The organism is Paraburkholderia sp. AV2 (assembly GCF_054968425.1).
Genome location: NZ_JBANLK010000034.1, coordinates 41,871 through 66,724 on the forward strand (window position 1 = coordinate 41,871; position 24,854 = coordinate 66,724).

Here is a 24,854-nt window from a genome sequence, read left to right on the forward strand (position 1 = left end):
CGGTCCGATAACCCGGGCGCCTGGGCGTCTGAGCGGCTATTATCACCACGTTATTTTTGTCCAGAAATTCCCCAACCGGGGTACCCTGATCGGAGGACTCATGGAACACGACTGGCAGGACCGCGCGTTCCATCATCACATCGCGACCCTGATCGACGCCCTCGACAGCCCCGATTTCTGGACGCGCATGACGCGCGTGATCGAGCGCTACGTGGCCTTCGACAACTGGGTCTCGCTCGTCTTCATGCGGGACCGCGCGCCCTTCGTCTGCGCCGAGTCGCCGATGCCGGACGGCACCGTGGATCTGCTGTTTCGCGCCTACCTGGAGGGGATGTACCAGCTCGACCCGTTCTGGATCGCGGCGTGCGAAAGGGCGCGCACGGGCCTCGTCACGCTTGCCGAAGTCGCGCCCGACAACTTCCGCATGACGGACTACTATCAGCGCTACTTCAAGAGCAACATCATCGGCGACGAAGTGCAGTTCAACCTGCCGCTCGACGCGCAGCGCACGCTGATCTTCTCAATCGGGGCGAAGCACCATTACGCCGAGCGCGAGATTGCGCAGTTCGCGTTGTTCGCGCCGTGGATCGTGGCGCTCATGCGCCAGCGCGCGCCGTACGAGCATTTTGGGCAGGGCGGTTCCGAGGCCGTGCCGGACGAGGCGGCCGCACTCGTGGCGCCGGGCCGCGAACGCGACGACGCGCGCCGCTTCGAGGCCGTAGCCCAGCAAAGCGGCCGCGTGCCGCTCACGGCGCGTGAAATCGAAGTGGTGCGCCTGAGCCTCAGCGGCTTCTCCACGCGCGCGATTGCCGAGCGTCTGGAGATCTCGTTCGAAACCGTGCGTGCGCACAAGAAACACATCTACGCGAAGCTCGGCGTGAGTTCGCAGTCGGAGCTGTTCGCGCTGTTCTACGAGACGGGGGTGAGCGAGGGCGGTTGAGCGCCGGCGCACCCGGCGCGACGGCGCTGGATGCTCATCTGGCGCTCAGAATTCGACGAGCGCGAAATCTTCCTTGCCCACGTCGCAGAGCGGGCAGCGCCACCCGTCGGGTACGTCGGCCCAGCGCGTGCCGGGCGCGAGGCCGTCGTCGGGGGCGCCTGCCGCTTCGTCGTATACCCAGCCGCAGATCACGCAGACCCATTGCTTGAAACCGTTATCCGAAGCAGCTGCCGTCGCGGCGCTCGCTGGCGCTTGCGCGGCGATGGGGGCTTCGGCACGCGGCGGCGTATCGAGCGCCACGACGAGCGGCGCCGAGGTGCCGCCTTCGCGCGCGGCTAGTTGCGTTTGCAACGTTTCGAGGAGCTTCGCGGCTTCGTCGGCGGTAAGGTCGATCCAGTAGGGATCGCCTGCGCCGTCATTCAGGCGTTCGGGGGAGAACTGGATTTCGAGGGCGACGCCTTTCTTGTACATGCGTATCTAACCGAGAGCGGGAGAGCGGACTGCCCGCGCCCCGGCCGGCTTCAGAGGAAGTACCGGGCCGCGAGCGACACCGCGAGCCCGCTCGCGGCGATCAGCGCGAGCATCTGGAGCAGCGTGATCGACTTGTTCGACGAGGCGGGCAGGTTGGCGGGGGCAGGATTACGGGAAGTCGTGTTCATGGTGCGTGTGGCCGTGCAGTGAGCGTGTGTTGGCGTTTCGGCGCGCCCGGAGCGACGCGCGGCGCGAGAGTGTCGCACGAAATCGCATCTGCGGGGGCGCTTTGGCGCGGGCTGCGCCGCGCGGTCGCATGGGGTGGCCCCTGCGTAGCGGTTGGCGAGCCGTTGCACGGCGCCCCCCGATTATCGCCGCTAAACGGGGGCCGATTCGTGCGCGGGGGGAGATGAATTATTTCCCGATGGTGAGTATCGCGAGTATCGGCGGCCGCCTAGGCGTGCAGCCATTTGCGTTCGACGTAGGAGAACAGCCAGCACACCGGCAGCGCGCACAGCATGCCGAGGGTGACCTCGGCGCAGCGGAACAGCGCGACGGTCCAGACCGGGCCGTGCGTGGGCACGAGCAGCACGACGGTGGTCGTGATCCCGGCGAGCCGCGCGGCCGTGCTGACTTTCAGGCACCAGCACACGACGATCACCACGGCCACCGCCGCGAGATAGACCGCGATGTTCTCCGTGCCGAGCGTGGCCGCCGCGAAACCGCAGACTCCGCCGGCCAGCGCGCCGATGAACTGGTCGCGCGACTGGCTGAGCGTGTCCGCGTAGTCGTGCTGCGTGACGGCGATGGCGGTGATGGCGGCCCAGAAGGCCTGCTCGGTGTGCAGGGCGCGGCCGATGCTGTAGGCAAGGCCCGCGCCGCACACGGCGCGTAGCGCCATCAGCAAGCCCTGCGCGGCGCGGCTCTTGAGCGGCAGGCTCTTGAGCGCGCCCAGCGCGGATTGCTGCAGCGATGTCAGGTAGGCGAAAAGGTTGTCTTGCGAATCGGGCATCTAGCTTGGCGGGTGGAAGTAGGGCCGCGGGGCGGCTTGGGGTGAGGGAAGGATAGCAAGACTTGGTGGACGGCCTTGCGCGCAGGCTTCTGACTAAAGAATCCATTGCCCGTGCCGATAAGCGAGTCAAGCTGCTCCCCGTAGATGAGAGGCCGGCTGTGCCTCGAATGTTGACAGAGAATCCAAGAAAAATGAGATACAAAAATAACCGTCTGCTTATCGGCGCTTCGCTCATATCGGTTGCGCTATTGTCCGGATGCGCCCAGTTCGTGTCGGTCAAAGACATTGCGAATGACCAGCCCGGATATCTCGCGGCACATTTTGGCATCGACTCCTTGCCCACGAGCGTTCGAGACAGACTGCCTGCGGCAGGCAAGCACGAACTACCGTTCAAGATTTTGACGGTGTTGGGTACGGTGTCAGGTCATGTCGGCAATGCGGCGATTCAGAACGACTTCAAGAGCGTGCTGATCAACGCTCAAAATACCGGCATGGTTCAACAGGTATACGAAACGTCGGCGAACGGTGTGCCCGCCGGCGTAACGTTTAGCCTCTCCTACCTCAATATTTACAGCCTGAAAGAAGAAACGGCGATGTACTCGCAGCAGGTCGCGTTCATCCCGTTTGTGACGCACGACGTCGACAACAATCAGTTTGCTTTCAAAGCGCCGCAAGAGAACGAGACCTACACGACGGCGTTCAAGCTCGGCACGACGGTTCAGATCGTCAACTTCCAGACTCTCGTGTGGACTTGTCATGCGAGCCACTACTATCCGGCCTCGCAATTCAACTCTGCGTTGACCGGTAAAGCCATTGATCTGGACTGCGAGTCAACAAAAGATGGCATCGTCCAGAGCAGGCTGCGTCGAACCTATTTGACCGAATACGGAGTTGGTCTGCCTCGCTCGACCGCGACCTCGGTGCTCAAACTGGAATGGACTTACAGCGCATTCGACAAGGATGGTCAGGCGGCAAATCTGCCTGGCGGCCAGCCCCCCGTCGAAAAGCCGATTTGATAGAGAAGCATCCGGTTCAGCGTGGAGTTGCGCTAACGGTGCCGGCTGGTTGCGCCTCGCCAGAGGTTTCCTGAGCAACATCGGGCAGACAGTGCCCTCGCAGCTTCCGTGCCGCATGCCGCAAATCGCGCTCGATCGCGCGCCGCACGCCTTCGGCGTCGCGGCGCTTCAACCGCCGCATCAAACCGTCGTGAGCGTCGTTGAGCGTTGCTGAAAATGCCGCGTCGTCGAACAGCAGGTTCGAGATCGGCCCCACCTGCAGCCACACGGTCTCGATCAGTTCGACCAGCAGCGGCGATCCGCTCGCACGGTACAGCACGAGATGGAACGCTTCGTTGGCGTCCAGATAGCGTGTCGGCACGCCCCGCGCGAGCACCTCGGCCATCTGCGAGCAAAGCGCGTCCAGTTGCCCGATCTCTTCGGACGTAAGGCGCGGCGTGGCGAGGCGCGCCGCCTCGCCCTCCAGCATCACGCGCACGTTCAGCACGTCGTCGAACTGGGCGCGCGTGAGTTGCGGCACAAGCACGCCGCGGTTGGGCAGATTCACGAGCGCCGATTCGGCGGCGAGCCGCACGAGCGCCGCGCGCACCGGCATCACGCCCACGCCTAGCTGCTCCGCAAGCGCGTGAATGCGCAGGCGCTCGCCAGGCACGAAGCGGCCAAGGCTGAGCCAGCGGCGCAGCGTGGCGTAGGTTTCGTCCTGCAACGACTGATGCGCGCGGGTTTTCATCGCCGGGTTCCGCCTACTTCAGCTCTGCTAAACACGCATCGAACGCTTCGAGCAGCCGGTCGACGTCGGCCGCCGTCGTGTCGGAGCACACGAGCATCATGTTGTGGAACGGCGTGATCAGCACGCCGCGGTTCAGCAGGTACAGATGCACGATGTGTTCGAGTTCGTCGTCCATCGCGGCGCGCGCCTCGGTGCCGTTGCGCGGTGGTGTCTTGCAGAACTGGAACTCGGTGCGCGCGCCCACGCGCGTCACGCACCACGGCAGCCCGTGGCGCGCGATCGTATCGCTCAGGCCGTCCGCAAGCCGCTGCGCGAGTGCGAACATGTGTTCGTAGGCGGCATCGGTCATCACTTCGGTGAGGGTTGCGCGCATGGCGCTCATCGAAAGCATGTTCGCCGTGAGCGTCGTGCCGATGCCGGAATGGCCCGGCGGGGCATCGAACTTCGCCTGCTGCGCGCGCGCCGCGAATGCTGCGGAAAAGCCGTATACGGCGCACGGCACGCCGCCGCCCACGGGCTTGCCGAGCACGAAGAGATCGGGCTCGATGCCGTGCTCGCGCGCGTAGCCGCGCGGGCCGCTGGAGATCGTATGCGTCTCGTCGATGGCGAGCAGCGTGCCGTGGCGGCGCATCAGCGCCTGGGCTTCGCGCCAGAAGCCGGGCTCGGGCAGCACCATGCCGACGTTCGTCATCGCGGGCTCGGCCAGCACGCAGGCGACCTCGCCGTCGGCCAGCGCATGCGCTAACGCAACGAGGTCGTTGAACTCCACCACGCGCGTATAAGGCAGCAGGTCGTGCACCTGGCCGAGCAGGCTCGCGCGCTGCGTCGGCACGCCGTCGACGAGATCGACGAACACGTCGTCCACCGTGCCGTGATAGCAGCCGTTGAACACCACGATCTGCTTGCGGCCCGTGGCGGCGCGCGCCCAGCGCAGCGCGAAGCGGTTCGCGTCGCTGGCGGTCATCGCGAACTGCCAGTACGGTAGGCCGAAACGCTCGGCGAGCGCCTCGGCCACCACGACGGCGTCCTCGCCCGGCAGCATGGTCGTGAAGCCGCGCTGCGCCTGCGCGGCGAGCGCGCGGGAGACGGCTTCGGGCGCGTGGCCGAACATCGCGCCCGTGTCGCCGAGGCAGAAGTCGGCGTAATGGTGGCCGTCCGCGTCGGTGAAGGTGGCGCCGCGCGCGGCTTCGACGTAGAGCGAGAAGGGCGTGGACCAGTCGTTCATCCAGTGCAGCGGCACGCCGAACAGCAGATGTTGCGCGGCGCGTGCGGAAAGCGCTTGCGACTTCGGGCGGGCGGCGATGAACGCTTCGCGTTCGCGTGCGAGGACGCGCTGCACGCGGTCCCAGTTCACGCCTTGACGGTCGGGCATGGAGTGTCTCCTGTGTGTAGCGGTTTGCCTCCTCGAAGAGGATGGGCACCGCAAGATTTGATCAAATCATCGCATGGGAGGGGCCGCGATGTAAATTTGATCAAATTTCAGGAAAGCGGGAGAGCGGGACCGGGGATTAGCCTCCCGTCTCTCTTGTTTCCAGCAGAGAGCGCACGCAAACGTCCACGCTCAGTTCGTTCAGGGCTTCGAGCGGCAACGTTTCGTCCGCCGCGCGCGTCAGCACGCGCAACACCTTCGGCTTGAGGCGCGCGAGCACCAGCCGGCGGCCGTCGCGCGCGAGTTCGGCGGCGTAGGTATGCAGGCCTTCGATCGTCGAGCCGTCGATATCGGCGGATTCCTCGAGGCTCATGATCGTGGTGTGCAGTTCCCCGCCTCCCACCGCGCCCAGCATGCGCAGACTGGTCAGCACGCGTTCGACGTTGGCGAAGAAGAGCGGCGCTTCGGGACGCACGATCAGGATGCCCGGCACCGGCTGGGCGTCGTGGTGGATGCTCGTGTCGACGAAGTCGTGCGTGTCGCCAAGACGGCCAAGCACGCTGACCTTGGGCTCCGAGAAATTGCGCAGGGTCCAGAGCAGGCTCACGACGATGGAAAGCAACAGCCCGTCCAGCACGCCGAGAATGAGCACCGCGAGGCACGCGCCGAACGCGAGATAGATGTCGCGGCGCCATTTGACGTACGGGGCGAACACGCGCGGATCGATGGTGTGGCTTACCGCGTGGATCACGATGGCCGCGAGCACGGGCTCGGGAATGAGCGCGATCTGCGGCAGCAGCAGGGCGACCATCAGCGCGATGACGGCGGCGGCGCACCACGCGGCCACGCGTGTTTGCGCGCCGGCTGCCTCGTTGGCCGAAGTGGCCGAATAGCCCGCTCCCACCGGCATGCCGCCGAACAGTCCGGAGACGAGATTGCTCGCGCCGAGCGCGGCGAGGTCGCGGTTGGGCACGAACGGGTCGCCGTGCTTGAGCGCGAAGCCGCGAATCGAGCCATACGATTCGGCGTAGACGATCAGCATCATGGCGACGGCCAGTTCGCCGGAGCGCAGCCATTGGTTGCGTACGAGATCGGGCAGGCGGAAGCCGACGCGGTCGAAGTCGATGCGGCCCACCTGGGCGACGCCGTAGTGCGGCAGATCGACGGCGTAGCCCAGCGCGACGGCGAGCACGATGACGACGAGCGTGGCGGGCACGCGAGGCCAGCGGCGCAGCGCATAGAGGAGGGCGAGCGCCACGAGGGCGAGCGCGCCGCCGTAGAGATTCCATTGATGCGACGCTTTCAGGAGACCCAGGAAATAGCGCGGCGCGTCGGAGTGCGCGGGGCTCACATGCAGCGCGAGGCCGACCTGCTTGAGGACGATGGTGATGGCGAGGCCGAACGTAAAGCCGCGCAGGACCGACTTCGCGATGAAGTCGGACATGTTGCCGAGCCGTGCGAGGCTGGCGGCGAGAAAGAACGCGCCGGTCAGGATGACGATGCCTGCCCCGATCAGGAGCCGCGAGGCGGCGTCGCCGCCGGACTCGGCGAGCGTGACGGCGGCAAGCACGGCGGCCGATGAAGACGTGGACGAAACGACCGCAAAGCGGCTCTTGCCGATCAGGCCATAGATGACGAGCCCCGCGAGCAGCGCGACGATCCCCGCCTGCGCCGGCACGTTGCCGATGTTCGCGTAGGCGACGGCCTCGGGCAGCAGCAGCCCGGCGATGGCGCAGCCGGCGAGAAGATCCTTGAGATGGCGCTGCAGGAAGGGCGTGGCGCCCTGTGGGGTCGTGGACATGTCTGCCTCTCATCCTTGTTGTTGGTCGTGTGCCCGCGGGTGCCGACGAGGGTGTCGACGAGGGTGTCGAGGATGGTAGCGCAGACGCCGGAGCGTGGGATGCAACAGCGGCCGGCCGCATGATGCGGTGCAACGAAAAAAAAGGCGCGACGCCGGACGAACGGCCTCGCGCCTTCCCGCACGGCGAGCCGTGAGGCTCGCGCGCTGCTTACTTCCTGTCGATCGAGAACCGTCCCGGGCCGGTCACGGCGAGCGCCAGCAGGCCGCCCGCGATGCTGACGTTCTTGTAGAAGTTGATCATGTTTTCCATCTGCTCCATGCCGGTCTCGGTCCAGAAGTGATGGCCGACGAACCCGGTGGCAATGGTGTAGATCGCGAGCAGCACCGCGAGGGGACGCGTATAGAAGCCGACAAAGATCAGGACACCTACCACCAGCTCCATGACAACGGCGATGATCGCCGAGAGCATCGGCGCGGGCGCGCCCACGTGCTCCATATAGCCGACGGTGCCCGAAAAGCCCGTGATCTTGGCCCAGCCGAACAGCACGAACAGCGTGGCGAGGAAGAGGCGCGAGACGAGCAGGACGAGGTCGTTGCTCTGGCCGAACAGGTTGTATCGCATGTTGAATCTCCGAAGGAGGTTGCAGTTCGAATTGTTTCTGTGGGTTGCAGCGTCTGCCGGGAGAGGGGCCCGCCGGGCCCCCTCCAAGCCTACGCGATCTGGTGCGCGACGATCAACATCAGGACCAGAGTTCGGAGACTTCGTTGTTGCGCAGGTCGAAGACCAGCACTTCGGTGTCCTGGCCGTCGCTGAACGTCAGCTCGCGTTCGTTGCGGATGCGCGCGCCGTCACCTTCGCCCAGCGCTACGCCGTTCACGCTTACGCTACCGCGGGCCACGTGCACATAAGCGTAGCGGTCGGCGTCGAGTTCGAGCTTCGCCGTTTCCGCGCCGTCGAAGCGGCCGGCGTAGACGCGCGCGTCCTGGCGCAGCAGCAGCGAATCGTCGGCGCCGTCCGGCGAGAGGATGAGGCGCAGCTTGCCGCGCTTTTCCGTATCGGCGATGTTCTTCTGCTGATAGCGCGGCTGTGCGCCCTTCACGTTCGGCGCGATCCAGATCTGCAGGAAATGCACCGGGTCGCTGGCCGAGTGGTTGAACTCGCTGTGCGCGACGCCCGTGCCGGCGCTCATCAACTGCACGTCGCCGGGGACGATCACCGAGCCCGTGCCCATCGAGTCCTTATGCTCCAGTGCGCCTTCCAGCACGTACGAGAAAATTTCCATATCGCGGTGCGGATGCTTGCCGAAGCCGCGCGCCGGCGCAACGCGGTCGTCGTTGATCACGAGCAGGTCGGAGAAGCCGATCTGCTGCGGATCGTAGTAATTCGCAAACGAGAACGTATGGCGTGAGCTAAGCCAGCCATGCTCGCCGCGGCCGCGTTGGTCGGCATTGCGCAGTTCAATCATTTCGACCTCCATTGATGTTGTCCGATGGGATGAACGTCAGTTTAGGTCAATCCAGTTGATTATAATTGACTGAAAATTGGAATGACTGTCACGTTTAAGTGGACAATGGCAATGCAACTCGACGACATGCGGATCTTCGTGGCGACCGTGGAGGCGGGCAATTTCACGGCGGCGGCCAACCGCCTGCGGCTTTCGAAGCAGTTCGTGAGCCGCCGCGTGGCCGCGCTGGAGGCGAGTCTTTCCGTGCGGCTCCTCGTGCGCAACACGCGCAATCTGGCTGTCACGGATCTCGGGCAGGATTTCTACGAGCGGGCGAAGCGCATTCTCGCGGAGGTCGGCGAAGCGGAAACAGCCATGTCCGCGCGCCGCACCGAGCCGCGCGGCCTCTTGCGGGTGAGCGCGCCGATGTCGTTCGGCATGGCGCACCTCTCGCCGCTCGTTGCCGAGTTTCTGCGCGAGCATCCGGACGTGCGCTTCGACATGGACCTGAGCGACCGCACCGTCGACGTGGTCGGCGAGGGCTTCGACATGGCTTTGCGCATCGGGCAGTTGCAGGATTCGACGCTCGTTGCGCAAAAGCTTATCGACGTGCGCATGATCGCGTGCTGCAGCCCCGGCTACCGGCGCCGCCGCCGCGAACCGGCCACGCCGGCCGATCTCGCGCACCACGCCTGCTTGCCCTATGGACAGGAAGGCCGGGCGGCGTGGAGCTTCGTCGTGGACGGTGCGCGCACACCGTTCGAAGTGCAGGGCCCGCTGCGCGCGAACAACGGCGAGGTGATCCGCGATGCGGCTATCGCGGGGCTCGGCATCGCTTATTTGCCCGATTTCATCGTAGCGGGATCGGTGGATGCGGGGCTTCTGGTCGAAGTGCTCGCGCCGTTCATGCCGCCGCCGGGCGCGCTGCATGCGGTTTATCCCCAGCATCGCGAAGGTTCTGTGACGATCCGGGCGTTTACGCAATTTCTGCGAACGCGTCTGGCGGCCCGTGCGGCAACCGCGCGCGGCGGGGCGCTTTGATGCGAGCCGAGGTGCGCCCGCTCTTGCCAAATGGCCGTTGCGTCCGCATCTGTTCGATTGACGACGGCAAGGGGGCGCGGCGACTGAGGCGCAATGTCGCAGTTTCGTTGTATGCTCGACGCCCCCGGTGGTTGCGCCGGGTCGGCTCGAACGGGTGAGAGCGGGCGCGGGCGGGGCTTTCGGCGGTCTCTATGGAGGCCGATAGGAACAGACAATACCCGCGATCAAAGCAACCAATTTTTCAAACGGACGCGATTCCCGTAAATTTCGTCCATACCTTTTCCAACCCAGCGAGGAAACAACGCATGTCTCTCATCAACACGCAAGTCAAGCCGTTCAAGGCCACCGCTTATCACAACGGCAAGTTCGTTCCGGTTTCGGAAGAGAACTTCCTCGGCAAGTGGTCGGTTGTCGTGTTCTACCCGGCTGACTTCACGTTCGTGTGCCCGACGGAGCTGGGCGACCTGGCTGACCAGTACGCAGAATTCCAGAAGCTCGGCGTCGAAGTCTACGGCGTCTCGACCGACACGCACTTCACGCACAAGGCCTGGCACGACACGTCGGAAACGATCGCCAAGATCCAGTACCCGCTCGTCGGCGACCCGACCGGCGCGATCACGCGCAACTTCGACGTGATGATCGAAGAAGAAGGCCTCGCGCTGCGCGGCACGTTCGTGATCAACCCGCAAGGCGAGATCAAGCTGTGCGAAATCCACGACAACGGCATTGGCCGCGACGCCAAGGAACTGCTGCGCAAGGTGCAAGCCGCCCAGTACGTCGCCGCTCACCCGGGCGAAGTGTGCCCCGCCAAGTGGACGCCGGGCGCTGAAACGCTGAAGCCGTCGCTCGACCTCGTCGGCAAGATCTAAGCGTCGCATTCGCAATGCGATCGCCTTGATCGCATGACGCTGCTGTAATCCGGGCCGCGCCCTTGCGGCTGCGGCCCGGACGCCTGAACGGCATTCCCCTCTGCTTCACTTCTAGCCGGAAAGAAAAGCCATGCTCGACGCCAATCTCAAGACTCAACTGAAAAGCTACCTGGAAAAGATCACGCAGTCGATCGAGATCGTTGCGTACCTGGACGACGGCGAGAAGTCGCAGGAACTGCAGGGGCTCCTGCAGGATATCGCCTCGCTCTCGGATCGCATCCGCTACGAAGAACGCCGTGGCGCCGCAGCCGGCGACGCGCGTACCCCTTCGTTCGAACTGAAGCGCGCGAACTCGGACGTGTCGGTCACGTTCGCGGGCATTCCGATGGGCCATGAATTCACGTCGCTCGTTCTCGCGCTGCTGCAGGTGGGCGGCCATCCGGTCAAGCTCGAAAACGAAACGATCGAACAGGTGAAGGCGCTCGACGGCGCGTTCTCGTTCGAAGTCTATATGTCGCTCACGTGCCAGAACTGCCCGGAAGTCGTGCAGTCGATCAATGCGATGGCCGCGCTGAACCCGAACGTGAAGATCGTCACGATCGACGGCGCGCTGTTCCAGGACGAGGTCGAGAAGCGCCAGATCATGGCCGTGCCGACCATTTACCTGAACGGCGAAGTGTTCGGCCAGGGTCGCATGGGCGTCGAGGAAATTCTCGCGAAGCTCGATACCGGCGCCTCGGCGCGTGCTGCCGAAAAGCTGAGCCAGAAGGATATGTTCGACATGCTCATCGTCGGCGGCGGCCCCGCCGGCGCGGCGGCCGCGATCTACGCGGCGCGCAAGGGCATTCGCACCGGCGTGCTCGCCGAACGCTTCGGTGGCCAGGTGCTCGACACGATGGCGATCGAGAACTTCGTCTCGGTGAAGGAAACGGAAGGGCCGAAGTTCGCGGCGGCGCTGGAGCAGCACGTGCGTGCCTACGACGTCGACATCATGAACCTGCAGCGCGCCGAGGCGCTCGTGCCGGGCGACAAGTCGATCGAGATCCGCACCGCGAGCGGCGCGACGCTGCGCGCGAAGAGCGTGGTGCTCGCCACGGGTGCGCGCTGGCGCAACGTGGACGTGCCGGGCGAGCAGGAATACCGCAACAAGGGCGTGGCGTACTGCCCGCACTGCGACGGTCCGCTCTTCAAGGGCAAGCGCGTGGCCGTGATTGGCGGCGGCAATTCGGGTGTGGAAGCGGCCATCGACCTCGCGGGCATCGTGAGCCATGTGACGCTGCTCGAGTTCGGCACGCAACTGCGTGCGGACGAAGTCCTGCAGCGCAAGCTGCGCAGCCTGCCGAATGTCGCGGTGCACGTGAACGCGCAGACCACGGAAATTTCGGGCGACGGCCAGAAGGTTACGGGCCTCGCGTATCTCGAACGCACGAGCGGCGAGAAGCGTCATCTCGAACTCGAAGGCGTGTTCGTGCAGATTGGCCTCGTGCCGAACACCGAATTCCTCAAGGGGACGGTGGCGCTCTCGAAGCACGGCGAGATCGAAGTGGACGCGAAGGGACAAACGTCGGTGCCGGGTGTGTTTGCCGCCGGCGACGTGACCACAGTACCGTTCAAGCAGATCGTGATCGCCGTGGGCGAAGGTGCGAAGGCTTCGCTCGGTGCGTTCGAATACCTGATCCGCTCGTCGGCGGACCAGGAAGAGGATGCGAAGGTTGCCGCCGTGGAGGCTTGAGCCTTGGCGGGAAAATAGTCTCTCTTTGACGCGCCGGCTTTGCCGGCGTCTTTTTTGGGGGGTCTGGACTTCGTGGATGGATCGCGGGGCGTGCGGTATCTGGCCATCCCCTCACCCCCGCACCGCAATCTCCTTCTCCCACCCCTCAATAATCTTTGCCGCGAGCGCGCCGTAATTGCCGTCGAAGTGGTGGCTGCCGTTCGTCTTCACGATGTCCATGCCGGTATTCGCGAGCGCCGGGCACAGCGTGTCCTTCTCGTCGGCGCCGTAGACGCACTGCACGATGGCCGGCGGCACCTTCGCGAGTTCCGGCCGCACGGCGAGCGCCTTGTCGCTGGCGGGCATGCCGAGCCAGCCCGTCACGCGGACCTGAAAATCGGCGTCCGGCGCGAAGCCGAGCAGCGACATGTACGAGACCTTCGCACGCAGTGCGTCCGGCAACCGGTTGTACGCGAACGGCATGACGTCGGCGCCGAACGAGTAGCCCACGAGCGCTACGTGCTTCGCATGCCAGCGCGCTTCGTACGTCCGGATCACGCGCGCCAGGTCGCGGCTCGTTTCCTCGGGCGACTTCTCGCTCCAGAAGTAGCGCAGCGCGTCCCAGCCGACCACGTCGATGCCGTCTTTCTGCAGTGTTTCGGCGATCGTCTTGTCGAGATCGCGCCAGCCGCCGTCGCCGGAGATCACGATGGCGAGCATGTCGGTGGGATGCGCGGCAGGCAGTTCCACGAGCGGCAGGTCGGAGACATCCTCCTCGCTTTCGGCCTGCACGTGCAGATGCGGCGCGGCGAGCGCAACGAGCTTGTCCGCGTCGGGGACGTTCGCGGCGAACGTGCGCGGTGCTGTTGCGTCGTTCGTTGCATGCGCAACCTGAGTCGTGCGCGTTGCCGCTGACGTCACGCCCTGTTCGAAGAAGCCGGGCAAGCCCTTGCCGCGCGAAAGCGTCGGATCGGCCGGGCAGGGGACGAAGCGCGCGTCGAGCCGCGCGGCGGGATCGAGCGATACCGCGCCCGCCATCGTGTTGGCCGGCGCCTGCGAGAGCATGTGTTGCGCAATCAGCGCGCCTTCGCCGCTGCCGATCGCGATGGGCGCGAAATACTGGGTCGATGCCTGCCGGCGTTCGAGCTGGTGGCTCAGCGCTTCGGCGTCGCTGTACAGCTTGTGGCAGGTCTCCGTCTTGAGGGCCGCGAGATTCTGCGCATAGTCCGCCGTGTCCACGCCTACCACCATCGCGCCGTGCTGGGCGAGCGCGTCGGCGCGCGTCTGGTCGCCCGAGGTCCAGTGATCGCCCGCCGAGAACAGCACGGCGAAGCCGAGCATCGGACCGGCAGGCCTCGTCACCGCGACTTCGCCATAGCGGCCGCCCTGCACGTGGGTCACGGCCGCGGGAGCCGGATTGAGCGTGGCATGCGCCGCGCCGCACGCGAGCGTCGCGAACAAAGCCGTGGCCGCCGCGGCAAGGCGCGGCCGTTCGAAAAAGCGTTTCGTCATGAGCGCCAGCCTCCAGCCAGCAGGGAAAGATCGGCGAGGGTGATGAACACGCTGATCGAGCCCGAAGCGGCCAGATAGCGCGGTTCCCAGTGCGGCGCGAATTTGTTCTTGAAGCCGCGCAGCCCCCGGAAGTTGTAGAACTTGCCGCCGAAACGCCAGATCAGTCCGGCGAGGCGGTGCCATGGCGAAGCGAGCGGTGTCGGGCCCATGCCTGCAAGCGGCGCCATGCCGAGCGACAGGGCGTGATAGCCGGCGGCCTTGAGCTGAAGCGCGAGCTGTGTGAACAGATACTCCATCGCGTACGGCGACGCGCCCGGCAGGTGGCGCATCACGCCGACCGTCGCTTCGGTGGCGAGGTCGGTCGTCATGAACGTGACGAACGCCACGGGCTCGCCATGCTGGCGCACGAGCAGCACCGATTGCGCGGCCAGGTAGTCGTCGTCGAACGCGGCTACCGAGAAGCTCTTCTCGCGCGCGTCGCGGCTGTCGAGCCAGGCGTCGGAGATGGCGCGCAGCGCCGGCAGGTGCTCCGCCATCCGTGCCCGGCCAATCGGCTCGACCGAGAAGCCGTCACGCTCGCCGCGCTTGAGCGCATAGCGCAGATGCGCGCGCTGCGGGCCCTTGAGGTCGAACTCCTGCAACATCACGCGCGCTTCCTCGCCGAGCTTCATCAAGGTGAGGCCCGCGTCGAGATAGAGCGGCAGCGCGTCGGCGCGCACCTGGTAGAACGCGGCGCGTCCGCCGTGAGCGTGCGCGAGCGAAACGAACGTGCGGATCAGCGCGGGCCATTCCTCGCGCGGGCCGACCGGGTCGTGCAGCGCGGCCCACGTGCGGCCGTGTTTCGCGTACATGAGGAAGGCGTTGCGCGAGCCCGAGAACAGAAAGCTCTTGTCGCCCATCAGCGCGAGGCCCGCGTCGCTGCGCTCCTGGGCGCGCACGATGCGCCCGGCTTCTTCGAGGTCCTCGCTCGCGGGCTTCACGAAGCGGCCCGCCGCCGGCCGCAGCAATTGCCACGACGCGAGCGTGGCTGCCAGCACGACTGCGCCGAGCGTCGCGCGCAGCGCGCGCGGAGCGCGTCCGTCGAAGGCGAACTGCCACCAGAGGTGATGCGAGTACTGCACGTCGCGGAACGCGAAGAAGAGCACCCACACGGCGAGCGCGATCACGCAGGCCACCGAGGCGAGCCAGCCCGGGGTGAAGCGCTCGGCGAACAGCGACGAATGTCGGTTGAAGCGGCCGCGCGTGGCGAACAGCAGGACGATGAGCACGCCCAGCACGCCGGCTTCGACGAACGCGAGGCCCTTGGTCAGCGAAAGCGCGAGGTTGGCGAAAGCGATCAGGAGTGCTAGCCACCACGCGGCGTCGAGACGCCGCAGCAGGCCGCGCGCCACGAACAGCAGGAGCACGCCGAACAGGCTGCTGAGCAGTTGCGAGCTTTCGAGCACCCAGAGCGGCAGGAAGGTCTGCAGCATGGCGATGCGGTGCTCGAAGGCGGGGGTCGCGCCCGAGATCACGAGCATGCCGCCCGTGACGAAGGTGACGATCGCGAGAAAGAGCGGCGCGAGCTGCGAGACACCGTCGGCGCCGCGGCGCGCGAGGGTCGTGCCGAGCGGCTTCGCGAGCGCGCGGCCTTCGAAGGCCGCGAGCAACGCGGCCGAAGCGGCGAGCGGCGCGCCGAAGTAGATCGCGCGGTAGGCGAGCAGCGCGGCGAGCACGGGCGAGGTGGACACGTCCGGGCCGAGCGCGTACACCATCGCGGCCTCGAACACGCCGATGCCGCCCGGCGTGTGGCCGATCATCCCGAGCAGCATGGCCGCGCAGTAGACGGTCAGAAAGCTGCCGAAGCCGACCTGCGCGTGCGGCATCACCGACCAGAGCGCGAGCCCGGCGCCCGCGACGTCGAGCGCGGCGAGCAGCAACTGGGCGACGAGATCGCCTCGCGCGGGAACGGAAAAGCGCAGGGCGGCGCGGCCGAACGGCTCGATCTCGCGCGCTTGCGCCGGGCAGGCGGCAATGAGCGCGGCGCCGAGCGCGAGCAGCGCGCCGCCGATCCCGCGCAGCGTATCAGGCGCGAGGTGCAGCAGGCCGGCGAGCGTGCCGGCATTGCTTGCCATGCCGAGCGCCGTCATCAACGCGAGGGCGAACGCGAGCGTGACGCTCGTGAATACGGTCATGCGGCCGATCTGGGCTGCGGTGACGCCCGCACCGCCATAGACGCGGCAGCGCACGGCGCCGCCCGTGAGCGCGCCGAAGCCGGTGACGTTGCCGAGCGCCGAGCCGGCGATCGCACCGACCCAGAGTGCGCCGCGCGAGACACGGGCGCCGAGGTAGCGCAGACCGACGGCGTCGCGTCCGACGAGCGCGATGAAGCTGATGGCGGTGGCCGCCAGCGCGCCGGTCCATTCGGACGGCGCCAGATGCTGGAGCTGATGCGCGACCGACCGGTAATTGACGGATTGCGAGAGGTGCTGGAACACCACGAGCAGGAGCGCGCAGATGCCGAGCGCGAGGGCGGGCGCGACGAAGCGCTGAGGTTGCAAGGCGGCGAAGCGACGCCGCAACGCGGCGGTGGCCTGCGCCGCGCGCGAGGATCGTGAGTCAGGCATGGCAGGGTCCGGCACCCGAGGTCGACATCGGCTCAACATCCGCGTAAACGTCTGGTAATGGACTGGTAAAAGTCAGCAAACGCTTCAGAGCGCGATGTGGTTGACCCAGCCGGTCAAATCGGACCGGTTGGGGTCGGACCCAGCCAGGCGGTGGCCGCGCGGCTGTTAACAATTTGAGACATCACCTTTAATTTTTTTACTTCGCCGCCCGGGAGAGGTAGTCTCAGGTAACTGGAGGAGCAACAAGCCAGAAGGGAGAGCGACGTGAAAAGAATCGCCTTGACTTCTCTTTCGCTGGCGTTGGTCGGCGCCGCCAGCGTGGCCCACGCACAGACCAGCGTGACGTTGTACGGCGCCATCGATACTTCCCTCACCTATATCAATCACGCCCAGGGCAACGCGAACCAGTGGTCGCTCGGCAACAGCAGTTCGGGCAATCTTTCCGGGTCGCGCTGGGGCCTCAAGGGCGCCGAAGATCTCGGCGGCGGGCTGAAGGCGATCTTCCTGCTCGAAAGCGGCTTCAATCCGTCTACGGGCGGCAGCGAGCAGGACGGCCGGCTGTTCGGCCGCCAGGCCTTCGTCGGGCTGACTGCGGAGCAGTACGGCTCGCTCACCCTCGGCCGCCAGTACGATCCGCTGGTGGACCTCGTCCAGGGCATCACGGCCGACAACTATTTCGGCTCGGCCTTCGCCACGCCAGGCGACGTCGACAACTACGACAACAGTTTTCGCGTGAACAGCTCGGTCAAGTACACCACGCCGTCCTTCAACGGACTCCAGGCGGAAACGATGTATGCGTTCGGCGGCGTGGCCGGCGCAACGGGCGCCGAACAGTCCTGGGCGGCGGCCGTGGCCTACAACAACGGGCCGGTCGGGTTCGCGGGCGGCTACTTCTACGCGGCCAACAGCCAGGCCGCGCTGGGCATTCGCACGGACGGCTGGACCGGCACCTCGGACGGCACCTTCGACGGGCCGATCAACGCCGGCTATGTCTCGGCGCACTCGCTGGCGATCGCGCGCGCCGCCGCGCAGTACGAGATCGGCCGGTTCACGATGGGCCTCGGCTACAGCAACGCCCAGTACGCGCCGGATGCCAGCTCCGTGTTCCACGACACCGAGAAGTACAACACCGGCCAGGGCTTCGTGGACTATCACCTGAGTCCGGTTCTGCTGCTCGGCATTGGCTATAGCTATACGCACTCCAACGGCGACACCTCGGCGAACTACCATCAGGTGTCGATCGGCGCCGACTACAGCCTTTCGAAACGTACCGACCTCTACATGACGGCCGCCTGGCAGCACGCGAGCGGCGAAACGGGCGACGGCTCGGGCGGAGCGGCGCCGGCCGATGCGTCGATCGGCTCGTACGGCTATCCGGGCACGAGCACGCAGACGATGTTCAACCTGGGGTTGCGTCACAAGTTCTGACGCGGTTCCCGCCACCGATGCCGGGCGTCTGCCCGGCATCGGGCCCCTTGCCGCCGGGGGCGATTTCCTCCAGGATGGGTTGTTTATCGGACGAACCCGGCCGGAAGAGACGCCAGGCGGACATCCATCGAAGCCTTTGTCGCGGGCAAGCGACAGCGTATGATATATCACATACGGAATATTTATTTTTGCCGCAGTGCATCATAGGATTGAGTCATTGCATGACTCAATCTCGTGGAGCTTCACATGGATTACGCGTCTCTCGCGCTCGTTGGCGTGGCTGCCTTGGGCCTTGGCGCCGCCGCTACCTGGCTGATTGCCGCGCGGCTGCCGAAATCGGTCGTCGAGCGGGCTGCGGATCACGGCCGGTTCGTCGGTCTGGGCGAGGCGCCGGCCGCCACGCCGATGTATCGTCAGCAGGTCCGTAAAGAGGCAATGAATGTCGTCAGAACTTCGAACTGAAGCCATCACTCGATCTTCCCCGGCGCCGCTCAAGCTGGCGCTGCAACCGATCAGCGCGACACTGAGCTTGCGCGACCAGGCCTACGCCATGCTGCGCCAGGCCATCGCCGACGCCGACATCTATCAATCGCGCGAGGAAATCCGCCTCGACGAGCGCGTGCTTAGCGAAACGCTGGGCGTGAGCCGCACGCCGGTGCGCGAGGCGATGACGCTGCTCGAACAGGAGGGTTTCCTGCGCATGGTGCCGCGCCGCGGCATCTATATCGTGCGCAAGAGCAAGCGCGAGATCGTGGAGATGATCCAGATGTGGGCCGCGCTGGAGAGCATGGCCGCGCGTCTCGCCACGCTCCACGCCAGCGACGAGGAAATCGCGAAACTGCGCCACATGTTCGACAACTTTCGCGACAGCACGCCTGCCGAGCATATTGCCGAGTATTCGGACGCCAACATCGCGTTTCACCAGGCGATTGTCGAGCTTTCGAAGTCGCAGGTGATCCTCGACACCATCAAGAACATCTTCGTGCACGTGCGCGCCATCCGGCGCCTGACGATCTCGCAGAGCGATCGTGCGTCGCGTTCGATCGTCGATCATCTGCGCATCATCGAGGCGCTGGAGAAGCGCGACACCGAACGGGCCGAAAAGCTCGTGCGCCAGCATTCGCTCGATCTTGCCGCGCACGTGGAAAAGTACTGCGATTTCCTCGACTGAGGAGGGCGTAACGGGCAACAGCCGGGTGGCAGCCCGGTAGCAGCCGGACCGGCAGCATGGCGGAACGGGAGACCCGCGGGTTTCCCGTTCCGCGTTTACGGCTCGCGCTCCGGGGAGGGGCGGCCCAGGATTTTCCCGAGTGTGCGTCGCAACATGGCAGCGAGAAATCGCACCGAACCCAGTCTGGATAAGGCCTTGCCGCGTATTCCCGGCAACCGTGACGAGAGGGGGCTCCCGCTTGCCATGATTTGATATATCACATACCGTATTAATCATCGACGCGATCACACCTGGCCTCGAGGCCGGCGCTGACCTGCGACAGCGGTTCCTATCGATTTTCGACGACTCGCCCGGCCACGACCGACAAGGAGGCATGACATGGGCAAGGCACTGGATGGCGTGCGCATTCTCGATTTCACGCACGTTCAGTCGGGTCCGACCTGCACGCAGTTGCTCGCGTGGTTCGGTGCCGACGTCATCAAGGTGGAGCGCGTGGGCGCCGGCGATATCACGCGCGATCAACTGCGTGACATTCCCGACGCGGACAGTCTCTACTTCACGATGCTCAACGGCAACAAGCGCTCCGTCACGATCGATACGAAACACCCGCAAGGCAAGGGCGTACTGGAGCGCTTGATCCGCGATTGCGACGTGCTCGTCGAGAACTTCGCGCCCGGCGCACTCGAACGCATGGGCTTTTCATGGGAGCGCATCCAGACATTGAATCCGCGCATGATCGTCGCCTCGGTGAAGGGCTTTGGCCCCGGTCCCTACGAAGACTGCAAGGTCTACGAGAACGTGGCGCAGTGCGTGGGCGGCGCGGCTTCCACGACGGGCTTCGACGATGGCCCGCCGGTCGTCAGCGGCGCGCAGATCGGCGACAGCGGCACGGGCCTGCATCTCGCGCTCGGCATCGTCACGGCGCTTTATCAGCGCGTGCATACGGGACGCGGCCAGAAGGTGCTTGCCGCCATGCAGGACGGCGTGCTGAACCTGTGCCGCGTAAAACTGCGCGATCAGCAGCGGCTCGCGCGCACAGGCGTGATGAAGGAGTACCCGCAGTATCCGAACGCGGCGTTCGGCGAAGCCGTGCCGCGCGCGGGCAACGCTTCGGGCGGTGGGCAGCCGGGCTGGATCCTCAAGTGCAGGGGCTGGGAGACCGACCCGAACGCGTATATCTATTTCATTGCGCAGGCGCCGGTGTGGGAGCGCATCTGCAAGCTGATCGGACGCGAGGCATGGATCGACGATCCGGACTACGCCACGCCGAATGCGCGTTTGCCGCGCCTGAAGGCGATCTTCGACGAGATCGAGGGCTGGACCCTGAAGCGCAGCAAGTTCGAGACGATGGCCGTGCTCAACCGCTACGACATTCCGTGCGGCCCGATTCTTTCGATGAAGGAGATCGCCACCGACGCCTCGCTGCGCGCGAGCGGCACGATCGTCGAGGTCGATCATCCGGTGCGCGGCAAGTACCTCACCGTTGGCAACCCGATCAAGCTCTCGGACAGCCCCACCGAAGTGCTGCGTTCGCCGCTGCTTGGCGAACATACGGACGAAGTCCTGGCCGAATTCGGCTACTCGCACGACGAAATCACGGCGCTGCGCGTTGCGGGCGCCATTTGAACAACACGGGAAAAAGCGGGAAAAAAGCGGCGAACCGAACACCTGGCCGTCATGCACGGCAACGAGGGAGCGAAGCATGAACACCTGGATGCGCTTGATGGCGAACGACGGCAGTATCGTGTTCGGCCAAGTGGAGAACGGCAATCTGCACGAGTACGACGGACTCGATCAACCTATGCGGACCGGCGCGGTGCTTTCGCTGCGTACGCTGACGCCGCTTGCTCCGTGCGCGCCGGGCAAGGTGATTGCCCTCTGGAACAACTTTCGCGCGCTGGCCGCGAAGCTGGAGAAGCCGGTGCCTTCGCATCCGCTCTTTCTGCTCAAACCGCCCGGGTCGGTGATCGGATCGGACGCGCCGATACTTCGGCCTCCGCACTATTCGGGCAAGATCGTCTTCGAGGGTGAGCTCGGCATCGTGATCGGCAGGCGCTGCCGCAACGTGAGCGAGGACGAAGCCGAAGCTTCGATTTTCGGCTACACGATCGTCAACGACGTTACGGCAGCGAGCCTCGTGGCCGAGAACCCGCACTTTCCGCAGTGGTGCCGCGCCAAGGGGTTCGATACGTTCTGCTGCATGGGGCCGGCTATCGTCTCCGGTTTCGACTGGCGCCGTGCACGCGTGGTGACGCGGCTCGATGGCGTCGAACGCCAGAACTATCCCCTCGACGACATGGTGTTCACGCCGGCGCAGCAGGTGAGCCTGATTTCGCAGGATCTCACGCTCGAACCGGGTGACGTGATTGCGTGCGGCACTTCGCTGGGCGTCGGTTCGATCGGTGCGGGTGCAACGGTCGAAATCACGATCGAGGGTATCGGCACGCTGGTCAATACGCTAGCCGGAGTGCGAGCCGACGCGCGGGTGAACGCCGTGGCCGAAGACGCTGTCTGAGGAATCCGCGATCGCCACAGGAACCGTCCCGACCCACAACGCCTTACCTATGAAAGCTCGATTCCGAGACGCGGGTGATGTTTTCGATGAGCTGCGCGCCCTCTTCCATGAGGAAGCGCTCGAACGCGAGGGCGACAGGCGGCAGCCGCTTGTTCTTGCGATGCACGACATACCAGTTGAGCATGACCGGGAAGCCTTCGACGTCGAGCACGGTCAGATGCCCAACCTGCCGTTCGAGGCTGATCGTGTGCGCAGAGAGAAAAGCGATGCCCATGCCGGCGATCACGGCCTGCTTGATGGTTTCCGTGCTCTTGATCTCCATGGCGATCTTGAGGTTCGCAAGCTTGCCGGCGAACGCTTCTTCCATCGAGTTCCACGTGTCCGAGCCGCGCTCGCGCACGACGAAGGCTTCGTTGGCCAGCGCCTCGAGCGGGATGCCGCGCCGGTGCGCGAGCGGGTGAGTGGGCGCGGCCACGATCACGTAGGGATGCGGCGCAAACGCTTCGTTGATGGCGTCCGCGCCATGCGGCGGACGCACCATCACGGCGAGATCGGTCTGGTTCGTCGCGAGTTGCTGCAGCAGTTGCTCGCGGTTATGCACGGAGAGATTGAGTTGCACGCCCGGATAGCGCCGCGTGAATTCGGCCAGCACGCGGGGGAAGAAGTAGTCGCCGGCGCTGATGACGGCAACGTTGAGCTTGCCGCCCGAAATGCCCTTCAACTGGCCCATTGCCTCGTCGACCTCGTGGAACTGCTGGATGATCGTGCGGCTGTAGTGAAGCATTTCGCTGCCGGCCGGCGTGAGGTAGATCTTCTTGCCGAGCTGCTCGAAAAGCGGCAGCCCCGCATGGTCTTCGAGCTGGCGGACCTGCGTGGAAACGGCTGGCTGGGTGAGGTGGAGCTCCTCGGCCGCGCGCGAAAAGCTGAGATGACGCGCCACGGTTTCGAAGACTTTCAACTGGCGCAGCGTGGCGTTTCGCATGGTCATGGCCGATCCATAAAGGAACGTGAATTGCCATGGTAACAACATCTAATCGTGAGTCATTCAGCAATGACCCTGGCGTGAAGTATAAAGGACTCCGAATGTAGTGCGTGAGACGTGCGAAAAAGCGCCGGAACCAAGGAGCAAGAGATGTCGATGAACGTATCGCTTCAGCAACTCAAGGTATTCGTGGCCGTCGCGCGGGCGCGCAGCTTCACGCGCGCCGCGCGCGAATTCGGTCTCACGCAGTCGGCGGTGAGCCGCTGCGTGCGCGATCTCGAAGAGGCGGTCGAACTGAAACTGTTCGACCGCACCACGCGCCAGGTCGAGCTCACGGTCGCCGGCAGTGGCTTCGAGCGGCGCATCGGCCGTCTGCTCGACGAGATCGACATGGCGCTCAACGAAGGCCGCGCTGCGCATCAGTCGCATAGCGGCGTGGTGCTCGTGGCGAGCAATCCGGTGCTGTCCTCGGGCTGGGTGCCGGCTGCGCTCGCGCGCTGCGCGGCGGCGTTTCCGGATCTCACGATGCAGCTCGAGGATTTGCCGCAGGCTGCCGTCATTCACGCGGTGGAACAGGGCGAAGCGGACTTCGGCGTGATCGCCGAAACGATGCCTTTTGCCGGCGACGGCAGCCTCGAAGTGCAGCCGCTCGCCGCAACGCCGCTGTGCGCCGTGCTGCCGCCGCGTCATCCGCTCGCCCAGCACGGCACGCTGCGCTGGAGCGATCTTGCCGACGAAGCGCTCGTGACGCTCAATCGCGACGCGGGGTGTCACGGTGCCGTGATGCGTGCGCTGGCGGGTTGCCGACCGGAAGGCAAGCCCGTGCAGGAGTTTGCGCATGTCGAGGGCGTGGCGCGTATGGCGCAGTTAGGGCTGGGCATCGGCGTGCTGCCGGTTTGCGCGGGCCATGCCCACGCCGTCGATCCGGCCGATGCCACCTGCCACTGGCCCGCGCCGCCGGGCTCGCTCGTTGCGCGCGTGCTGCATCCGGTCGTTAACGTGAACACGATGCTCGTGCGCCGCCGTCATCGTTCGCTGCGTCCTTGTGCTCAGGCCGCGTGGACGCAGTTCGTCACCGATGGATCGGCGGCGGACGAGCAGGACGGCGCGCGACGCGGCGCGATGCCAGCCGGCGCCGACGCGCCGGCACCTGACGAGGTGAGCATTGATTGATCGGGGGCCGACTGTAGGCCCATCGGCGGCCGCGCCGACCACGCGCAGCCGCCTGCCTCGCATTACGCGGCTTGCAGCGCCATCCGCTCGCGTTGCTTGACGAGCGCGAGCACGACGTCGATCGCGGGCGTGGGCTCGCCGACCAGCCGGCCCATCTCCTGCACCACGGTCAGCAGCGGATCGATCTCCATGGGCCGGCGGTTTTCGAGGTCGACGAGGGTCGAGGTCTTGTGCGCGCCCACCGCGCCGGCGCCGTCGATGCGCCGTTCGACGTCCACGCGAAACTGCACGCCGAACTGCCCGGCAATGCGCTGCGCTTCCAGCATCATGGTGCGCGCGACGTTGCGGGTGGCCGGGTCGGACGCGATGATGTCGAGCGTCGCATGCGTGAGCGCGCTGATCGGGTTGAAGCAGAGATTGCCCCACAGCTTCAGCCAGATTTCGTCGCGGATGTTCTCGCGAATCGGGGCTTCGAAGCCGGCGGCCTGCATGATTTCGTGCAACTGAACGAGCCGCGGCGTGCGCTTGCCCGAGGGTTCGCCGATGGGAAATTTCTTGCCGTAGACGTGGCGGATCACGCCGGGGGCTGCGATTTCGGCAGCCGGATAGAGCACGCAACCTATCGCGCGCTCGGGCGTGAGGCGGGTCCATTGCGAGCCGTCCGGGTCGATGCTGTTAAGCCGCGTGCCCTCGAACTTGCCGCCGTGTTCGTGGAAGTACCAGTAAGGGATGCCGTTGGTGCCGGTCACGATGGCCGTGTGCTTGCCGATCAACGGCTCCATGGCGTCGATCACGCCAGCCACCGAATGTGCCTTGAGCGTGATGATGACGACGTCCTGCACGCCAGGCTCCCGCGGATCGGACGTGCAGCGCACGTTGGCGACATATTCTTCGTTATCCATAAGAAGTCGTGCGCCGCGCTCGCGCATGGCGGCCAGGTGCGGGCCGCGCGCGATGAAGCTCACGTCGGCGCCCGCGCGTGCGAGCTGCACGCCCATCATGCCGCCTATCGCGCCCGCTCCAAAGATGCAGATCTTCATGGTGAAACCCCAATGACGTTGA

At 65.6% G+C, this 24,854-nt stretch carries 23 protein-coding genes; 11 read left to right on the forward strand and 12 right to left on the reverse strand.

The features are described 5' to 3' along the window. The first annotated feature begins 100 nt into the window (after nucleotides 1-100). Nucleotides 101-940 carry a helix-turn-helix transcriptional regulator gene (locus V8683_RS21720; protein ID WP_411192051.1) on the forward strand — a complete coding sequence of 280 codons (840 nt, stop codon included), beginning with the start codon at nucleotides 101-103 and terminating at the stop codon, nucleotides 938-940. 45 nt (nucleotides 941-985) lie between these two features. Here V8683_RS21720 and V8683_RS21725 read toward each other — a convergent pair whose 3' ends face one another. From V8683_RS21725 to V8683_RS21735, 3 genes are all read right to left on the reverse strand, one after another. Further along, nucleotides 986-1,411: a rubredoxin gene (locus V8683_RS21725; protein WP_411192052.1), complete on the reverse strand. Its 426-nt coding sequence runs from the start codon at nucleotides 1,409-1,411 to the stop codon at nucleotides 986-988. Between the two features lie 50 nt (nucleotides 1,412-1,461). Further along, entirely contained in the window at nucleotides 1,462-1,599 is a 138-nt protein-coding gene (locus tag V8683_RS21730; RefSeq protein WP_411192053.1) for a hypothetical protein, read from the reverse strand. A gap of 266 nt (nucleotides 1,600-1,865) precedes the next feature. Then, nucleotides 1,866-2,423 (reverse strand): FUSC family protein, encoded by a 558-nt coding sequence (locus V8683_RS21735; protein ID WP_411192054.1) that lies wholly within the window; start codon nucleotides 2,421-2,423, stop codon nucleotides 1,866-1,868. 62 nt (nucleotides 2,424-2,485) lie between these two features. Here V8683_RS21735 and V8683_RS21740 point away from each other — a divergent pair, with 62 nt between their 5' ends. After that, nucleotides 2,486-3,439, forward strand: coding sequence for a hypothetical protein (locus V8683_RS21740; protein WP_411192055.1), 954 nt, complete (start codon nucleotides 2,486-2,488; stop codon nucleotides 3,437-3,439). Nucleotides 3,440-3,455: 16 nt separating this feature from the next. Here the strand turns inward: V8683_RS21740 and V8683_RS21745 are convergent, their stop codons facing one another. The 5 genes from V8683_RS21745 to V8683_RS21765 all read right to left on the reverse strand — a co-directional run bounded on the left by V8683_RS21745 (nucleotide 3,456) and on the right by V8683_RS21765 (nucleotide 8,805). Next, the gene (locus V8683_RS21745; protein WP_411192056.1) at nucleotides 3,456-4,169 is read right to left on the reverse strand and encodes a GntR family transcriptional regulator; all 714 of its coding nucleotides are present in this window, start codon (nucleotides 4,167-4,169) and stop codon (nucleotides 3,456-3,458) included. Between the two features lie 13 nt (nucleotides 4,170-4,182). Continuing rightward, complete coding sequence (locus tag V8683_RS21750; RefSeq protein WP_411192057.1) at nucleotides 4,183-5,541, reverse strand: aspartate aminotransferase family protein; 1,359 nt, start codon at nucleotides 5,539-5,541, stop codon at nucleotides 4,183-4,185. Nucleotides 5,542-5,677: 136 nt separating this feature from the next. Next, nucleotides 5,678-7,339: a SulP family inorganic anion transporter gene (locus tag V8683_RS21755; protein WP_411192058.1), complete on the reverse strand. Its 1,662-nt coding sequence runs from the start codon at nucleotides 7,337-7,339 to the stop codon at nucleotides 5,678-5,680. 208 nt (nucleotides 7,340-7,547) lie between these two features. Further along, on the reverse strand, nucleotides 7,548-7,961 hold the full coding sequence (locus V8683_RS21760; RefSeq protein ID WP_411192059.1) for a DoxX family protein: 414 nt from the start codon (nucleotides 7,959-7,961) through the stop codon (nucleotides 7,548-7,550). Nucleotides 7,962-8,079: 118 nt separating this feature from the next. Beyond that, the gene (locus tag V8683_RS21765; RefSeq protein WP_411192060.1) at nucleotides 8,080-8,805 is read right to left on the reverse strand and encodes a pirin family protein; all 726 of its coding nucleotides are present in this window, start codon (nucleotides 8,803-8,805) and stop codon (nucleotides 8,080-8,082) included. A gap of 111 nt (nucleotides 8,806-8,916) precedes the next feature. On the opposite strand from V8683_RS21765, the gene V8683_RS21770 reads away from it, so the two are divergent. The 3 genes from V8683_RS21770 (at nucleotide 8,917) to ahpF (ending at nucleotide 12,426) form a co-directional block, all read left to right on the forward strand. Further along, the gene (locus tag V8683_RS21770; RefSeq protein ID WP_411192061.1) at nucleotides 8,917-9,825 is read left to right on the forward strand and encodes a LysR family transcriptional regulator; all 909 of its coding nucleotides are present in this window, start codon (nucleotides 8,917-8,919) and stop codon (nucleotides 9,823-9,825) included. Nucleotides 9,826-10,130: 305 nt separating this feature from the next. Further along, on the forward strand, nucleotides 10,131-10,694 hold the full coding sequence (gene ahpC / locus V8683_RS21775; protein WP_027795001.1) for an alkyl hydroperoxide reductase subunit C: 564 nt from the start codon (nucleotides 10,131-10,133) through the stop codon (nucleotides 10,692-10,694). A 130-nt stretch (nucleotides 10,695-10,824) separates the two neighbouring features. Then, nucleotides 10,825-12,426, forward strand: coding sequence for an alkyl hydroperoxide reductase subunit F (gene ahpF / locus V8683_RS21780; RefSeq protein WP_411192062.1), 1,602 nt, complete (start codon nucleotides 10,825-10,827; stop codon nucleotides 12,424-12,426). Nucleotides 12,427-12,537: 111 nt separating this feature from the next. Here ahpF and V8683_RS21785 read toward each other — a convergent pair whose 3' ends face one another. Both V8683_RS21785 and mprF read right to left on the reverse strand, forming a co-directional pair. After that, entirely contained in the window at nucleotides 12,538-13,917 is a 1,380-nt protein-coding gene (locus tag V8683_RS21785) for a virulence factor family protein (protein ID WP_411192063.1), read from the reverse strand. Further along, the gene (gene mprF, locus V8683_RS21790; protein WP_411192064.1) at nucleotides 13,914-16,523 is read right to left on the reverse strand and encodes a bifunctional lysylphosphatidylglycerol flippase/synthetase MprF; all 2,610 of its coding nucleotides are present in this window, start codon (nucleotides 16,521-16,523) and stop codon (nucleotides 13,914-13,916) included. The genes V8683_RS21785 and mprF overlap by 4 nt, the downstream gene beginning before the upstream one ends. Nucleotides 16,524-16,787: 264 nt before the next feature. Between mprF and V8683_RS21795 the strand changes: the two genes are divergently transcribed. The 5 genes from V8683_RS21795 (at nucleotide 16,788) to V8683_RS21815 (ending at nucleotide 21,637) form a co-directional block, all read left to right on the forward strand. Beyond that, the gene (locus V8683_RS21795) at nucleotides 16,788-17,951 is read left to right on the forward strand and encodes a porin (protein WP_411192065.1); all 1,164 of its coding nucleotides are present in this window, start codon (nucleotides 16,788-16,790) and stop codon (nucleotides 17,949-17,951) included. A 246-nt stretch (nucleotides 17,952-18,197) separates the two neighbouring features. After that, nucleotides 18,198-18,413 (forward strand): hypothetical protein, encoded by a 216-nt coding sequence (locus tag V8683_RS21800; protein ID WP_411192066.1) that lies wholly within the window; start codon nucleotides 18,198-18,200, stop codon nucleotides 18,411-18,413. Beyond that, nucleotides 18,391-19,122: a GntR family transcriptional regulator gene (locus V8683_RS21805; RefSeq protein WP_411192067.1), complete on the forward strand. Its 732-nt coding sequence runs from the start codon at nucleotides 18,391-18,393 to the stop codon at nucleotides 19,120-19,122. The genes V8683_RS21800 and V8683_RS21805 overlap by 23 nt, the downstream gene beginning before the upstream one ends. Before the next feature lie 378 nt (nucleotides 19,123-19,500). Next, on the forward strand, nucleotides 19,501-20,748 hold the full coding sequence (gene frc, locus V8683_RS21810; protein WP_411192068.1) for a formyl-CoA transferase: 1,248 nt from the start codon (nucleotides 19,501-19,503) through the stop codon (nucleotides 20,746-20,748). A 76-nt stretch (nucleotides 20,749-20,824) separates the two neighbouring features. Beyond that, nucleotides 20,825-21,637: a fumarylacetoacetate hydrolase family protein gene (locus V8683_RS21815; RefSeq protein ID WP_411192069.1), complete on the forward strand. Its 813-nt coding sequence runs from the start codon at nucleotides 20,825-20,827 to the stop codon at nucleotides 21,635-21,637. A 43-nt stretch (nucleotides 21,638-21,680) separates the two neighbouring features. Here the strand turns inward: V8683_RS21815 and V8683_RS21820 are convergent, their stop codons facing one another. After that, nucleotides 21,681-22,625: a LysR family transcriptional regulator gene (locus V8683_RS21820; RefSeq protein ID WP_411192070.1), complete on the reverse strand. Its 945-nt coding sequence runs from the start codon at nucleotides 22,623-22,625 to the stop codon at nucleotides 21,681-21,683. Between the two features lie 150 nt (nucleotides 22,626-22,775). Between V8683_RS21820 and V8683_RS21825 the strand changes: the two genes are divergently transcribed. Beyond that, on the forward strand, nucleotides 22,776-23,792 hold the full coding sequence (locus tag V8683_RS21825; protein ID WP_411192071.1) for a LysR family transcriptional regulator: 1,017 nt from the start codon (nucleotides 22,776-22,778) through the stop codon (nucleotides 23,790-23,792). Between the two features lie 62 nt (nucleotides 23,793-23,854). On the opposite strand, the gene V8683_RS21830 is transcribed toward V8683_RS21825, so the two are convergent. Beyond that, on the reverse strand, nucleotides 23,855-24,832 hold the full coding sequence (locus V8683_RS21830) for a 2-dehydropantoate 2-reductase (protein WP_411192072.1): 978 nt from the start codon (nucleotides 24,830-24,832) through the stop codon (nucleotides 23,855-23,857). Between the last annotated feature and the right edge of the window lie 22 nt (nucleotides 24,833-24,854).

Excerpts from the sequence above, each read along its gene's own strand:
- V8683_RS21760 (WP_411192059.1), bottom strand. The coding sequence starts at position 7,961 with ATGCGATACAACCTGTTCGGCCAGAGCAACGACCTCGTCCTGCTCGTC.
- V8683_RS21725 (WP_411192052.1), bottom strand. The coding sequence starts at position 1,411 with ATGTACAAGAAAGGCGTCGCCCTCGAAATCCAGTTCTCCCCCGAACGC.
- V8683_RS21745 (WP_411192056.1), bottom strand. The coding sequence starts at position 4,169 with ATGAAAACCCGCGCGCATCAGTCGTTGCAGGACGAAACCTACGCCACG.
- V8683_RS21785 (WP_411192063.1), bottom strand. The coding sequence starts at position 13,917 with ATGACGAAACGCTTTTTCGAACGGCCGCGCCTTGCCGCGGCGGCCACG.
- V8683_RS21730 (WP_411192053.1), bottom strand. The coding sequence starts at position 1,599 with ATGAACACGACTTCCCGTAATCCTGCCCCCGCCAACCTGCCCGCCTCG.
- frc (WP_411192068.1), top strand. The coding sequence starts at position 19,501 with ATGGGCAAGGCACTGGATGGCGTGCGCATTCTCGATTTCACGCACGTT.
- V8683_RS21770 (WP_411192061.1), top strand. The coding sequence starts at position 8,917 with ATGCAACTCGACGACATGCGGATCTTCGTGGCGACCGTGGAGGCGGGC.
- mprF (WP_411192064.1), bottom strand. The coding sequence starts at position 16,523 with ATGCCTGACTCACGATCCTCGCGCGCGGCGCAGGCCACCGCCGCGTTG.
- V8683_RS21815 (WP_411192069.1), top strand. The coding sequence starts at position 20,825 with ATGAACACCTGGATGCGCTTGATGGCGAACGACGGCAGTATCGTGTTC.
- V8683_RS21735 (WP_411192054.1), bottom strand. The coding sequence starts at position 2,423 with ATGCCCGATTCGCAAGACAACCTTTTCGCCTACCTGACATCGCTGCAG.
- V8683_RS21830 (WP_411192072.1), bottom strand. The coding sequence starts at position 24,832 with ATGAAGATCTGCATCTTTGGAGCGGGCGCGATAGGCGGCATGATGGGC.
- V8683_RS21720 (WP_411192051.1), top strand. The coding sequence starts at position 101 with ATGGAACACGACTGGCAGGACCGCGCGTTCCATCATCACATCGCGACC.
- V8683_RS21765 (WP_411192060.1), bottom strand. The coding sequence starts at position 8,805 with ATGATTGAACTGCGCAATGCCGACCAACGCGGCCGCGGCGAGCATGGC.
- V8683_RS21805 (WP_411192067.1), top strand. The coding sequence starts at position 18,391 with ATGTCGTCAGAACTTCGAACTGAAGCCATCACTCGATCTTCCCCGGCG.
- V8683_RS21750 (WP_411192057.1), bottom strand. The coding sequence starts at position 5,541 with ATGCCCGACCGTCAAGGCGTGAACTGGGACCGCGTGCAGCGCGTCCTC.
- V8683_RS21825 (WP_411192071.1), top strand. The coding sequence starts at position 22,776 with ATGAACGTATCGCTTCAGCAACTCAAGGTATTCGTGGCCGTCGCGCGG.
- ahpC (WP_027795001.1), top strand. The coding sequence starts at position 10,131 with ATGTCTCTCATCAACACGCAAGTCAAGCCGTTCAAGGCCACCGCTTAT.
- V8683_RS21820 (WP_411192070.1), bottom strand. The coding sequence starts at position 22,625 with ATGACCATGCGAAACGCCACGCTGCGCCAGTTGAAAGTCTTCGAAACC.
- V8683_RS21800 (WP_411192066.1), top strand. The coding sequence starts at position 18,198 with ATGGATTACGCGTCTCTCGCGCTCGTTGGCGTGGCTGCCTTGGGCCTT.
- V8683_RS21755 (WP_411192058.1), bottom strand. The coding sequence starts at position 7,339 with ATGTCCACGACCCCACAGGGCGCCACGCCCTTCCTGCAGCGCCATCTC.
- ahpF (WP_411192062.1), top strand. The coding sequence starts at position 10,825 with ATGCTCGACGCCAATCTCAAGACTCAACTGAAAAGCTACCTGGAAAAG.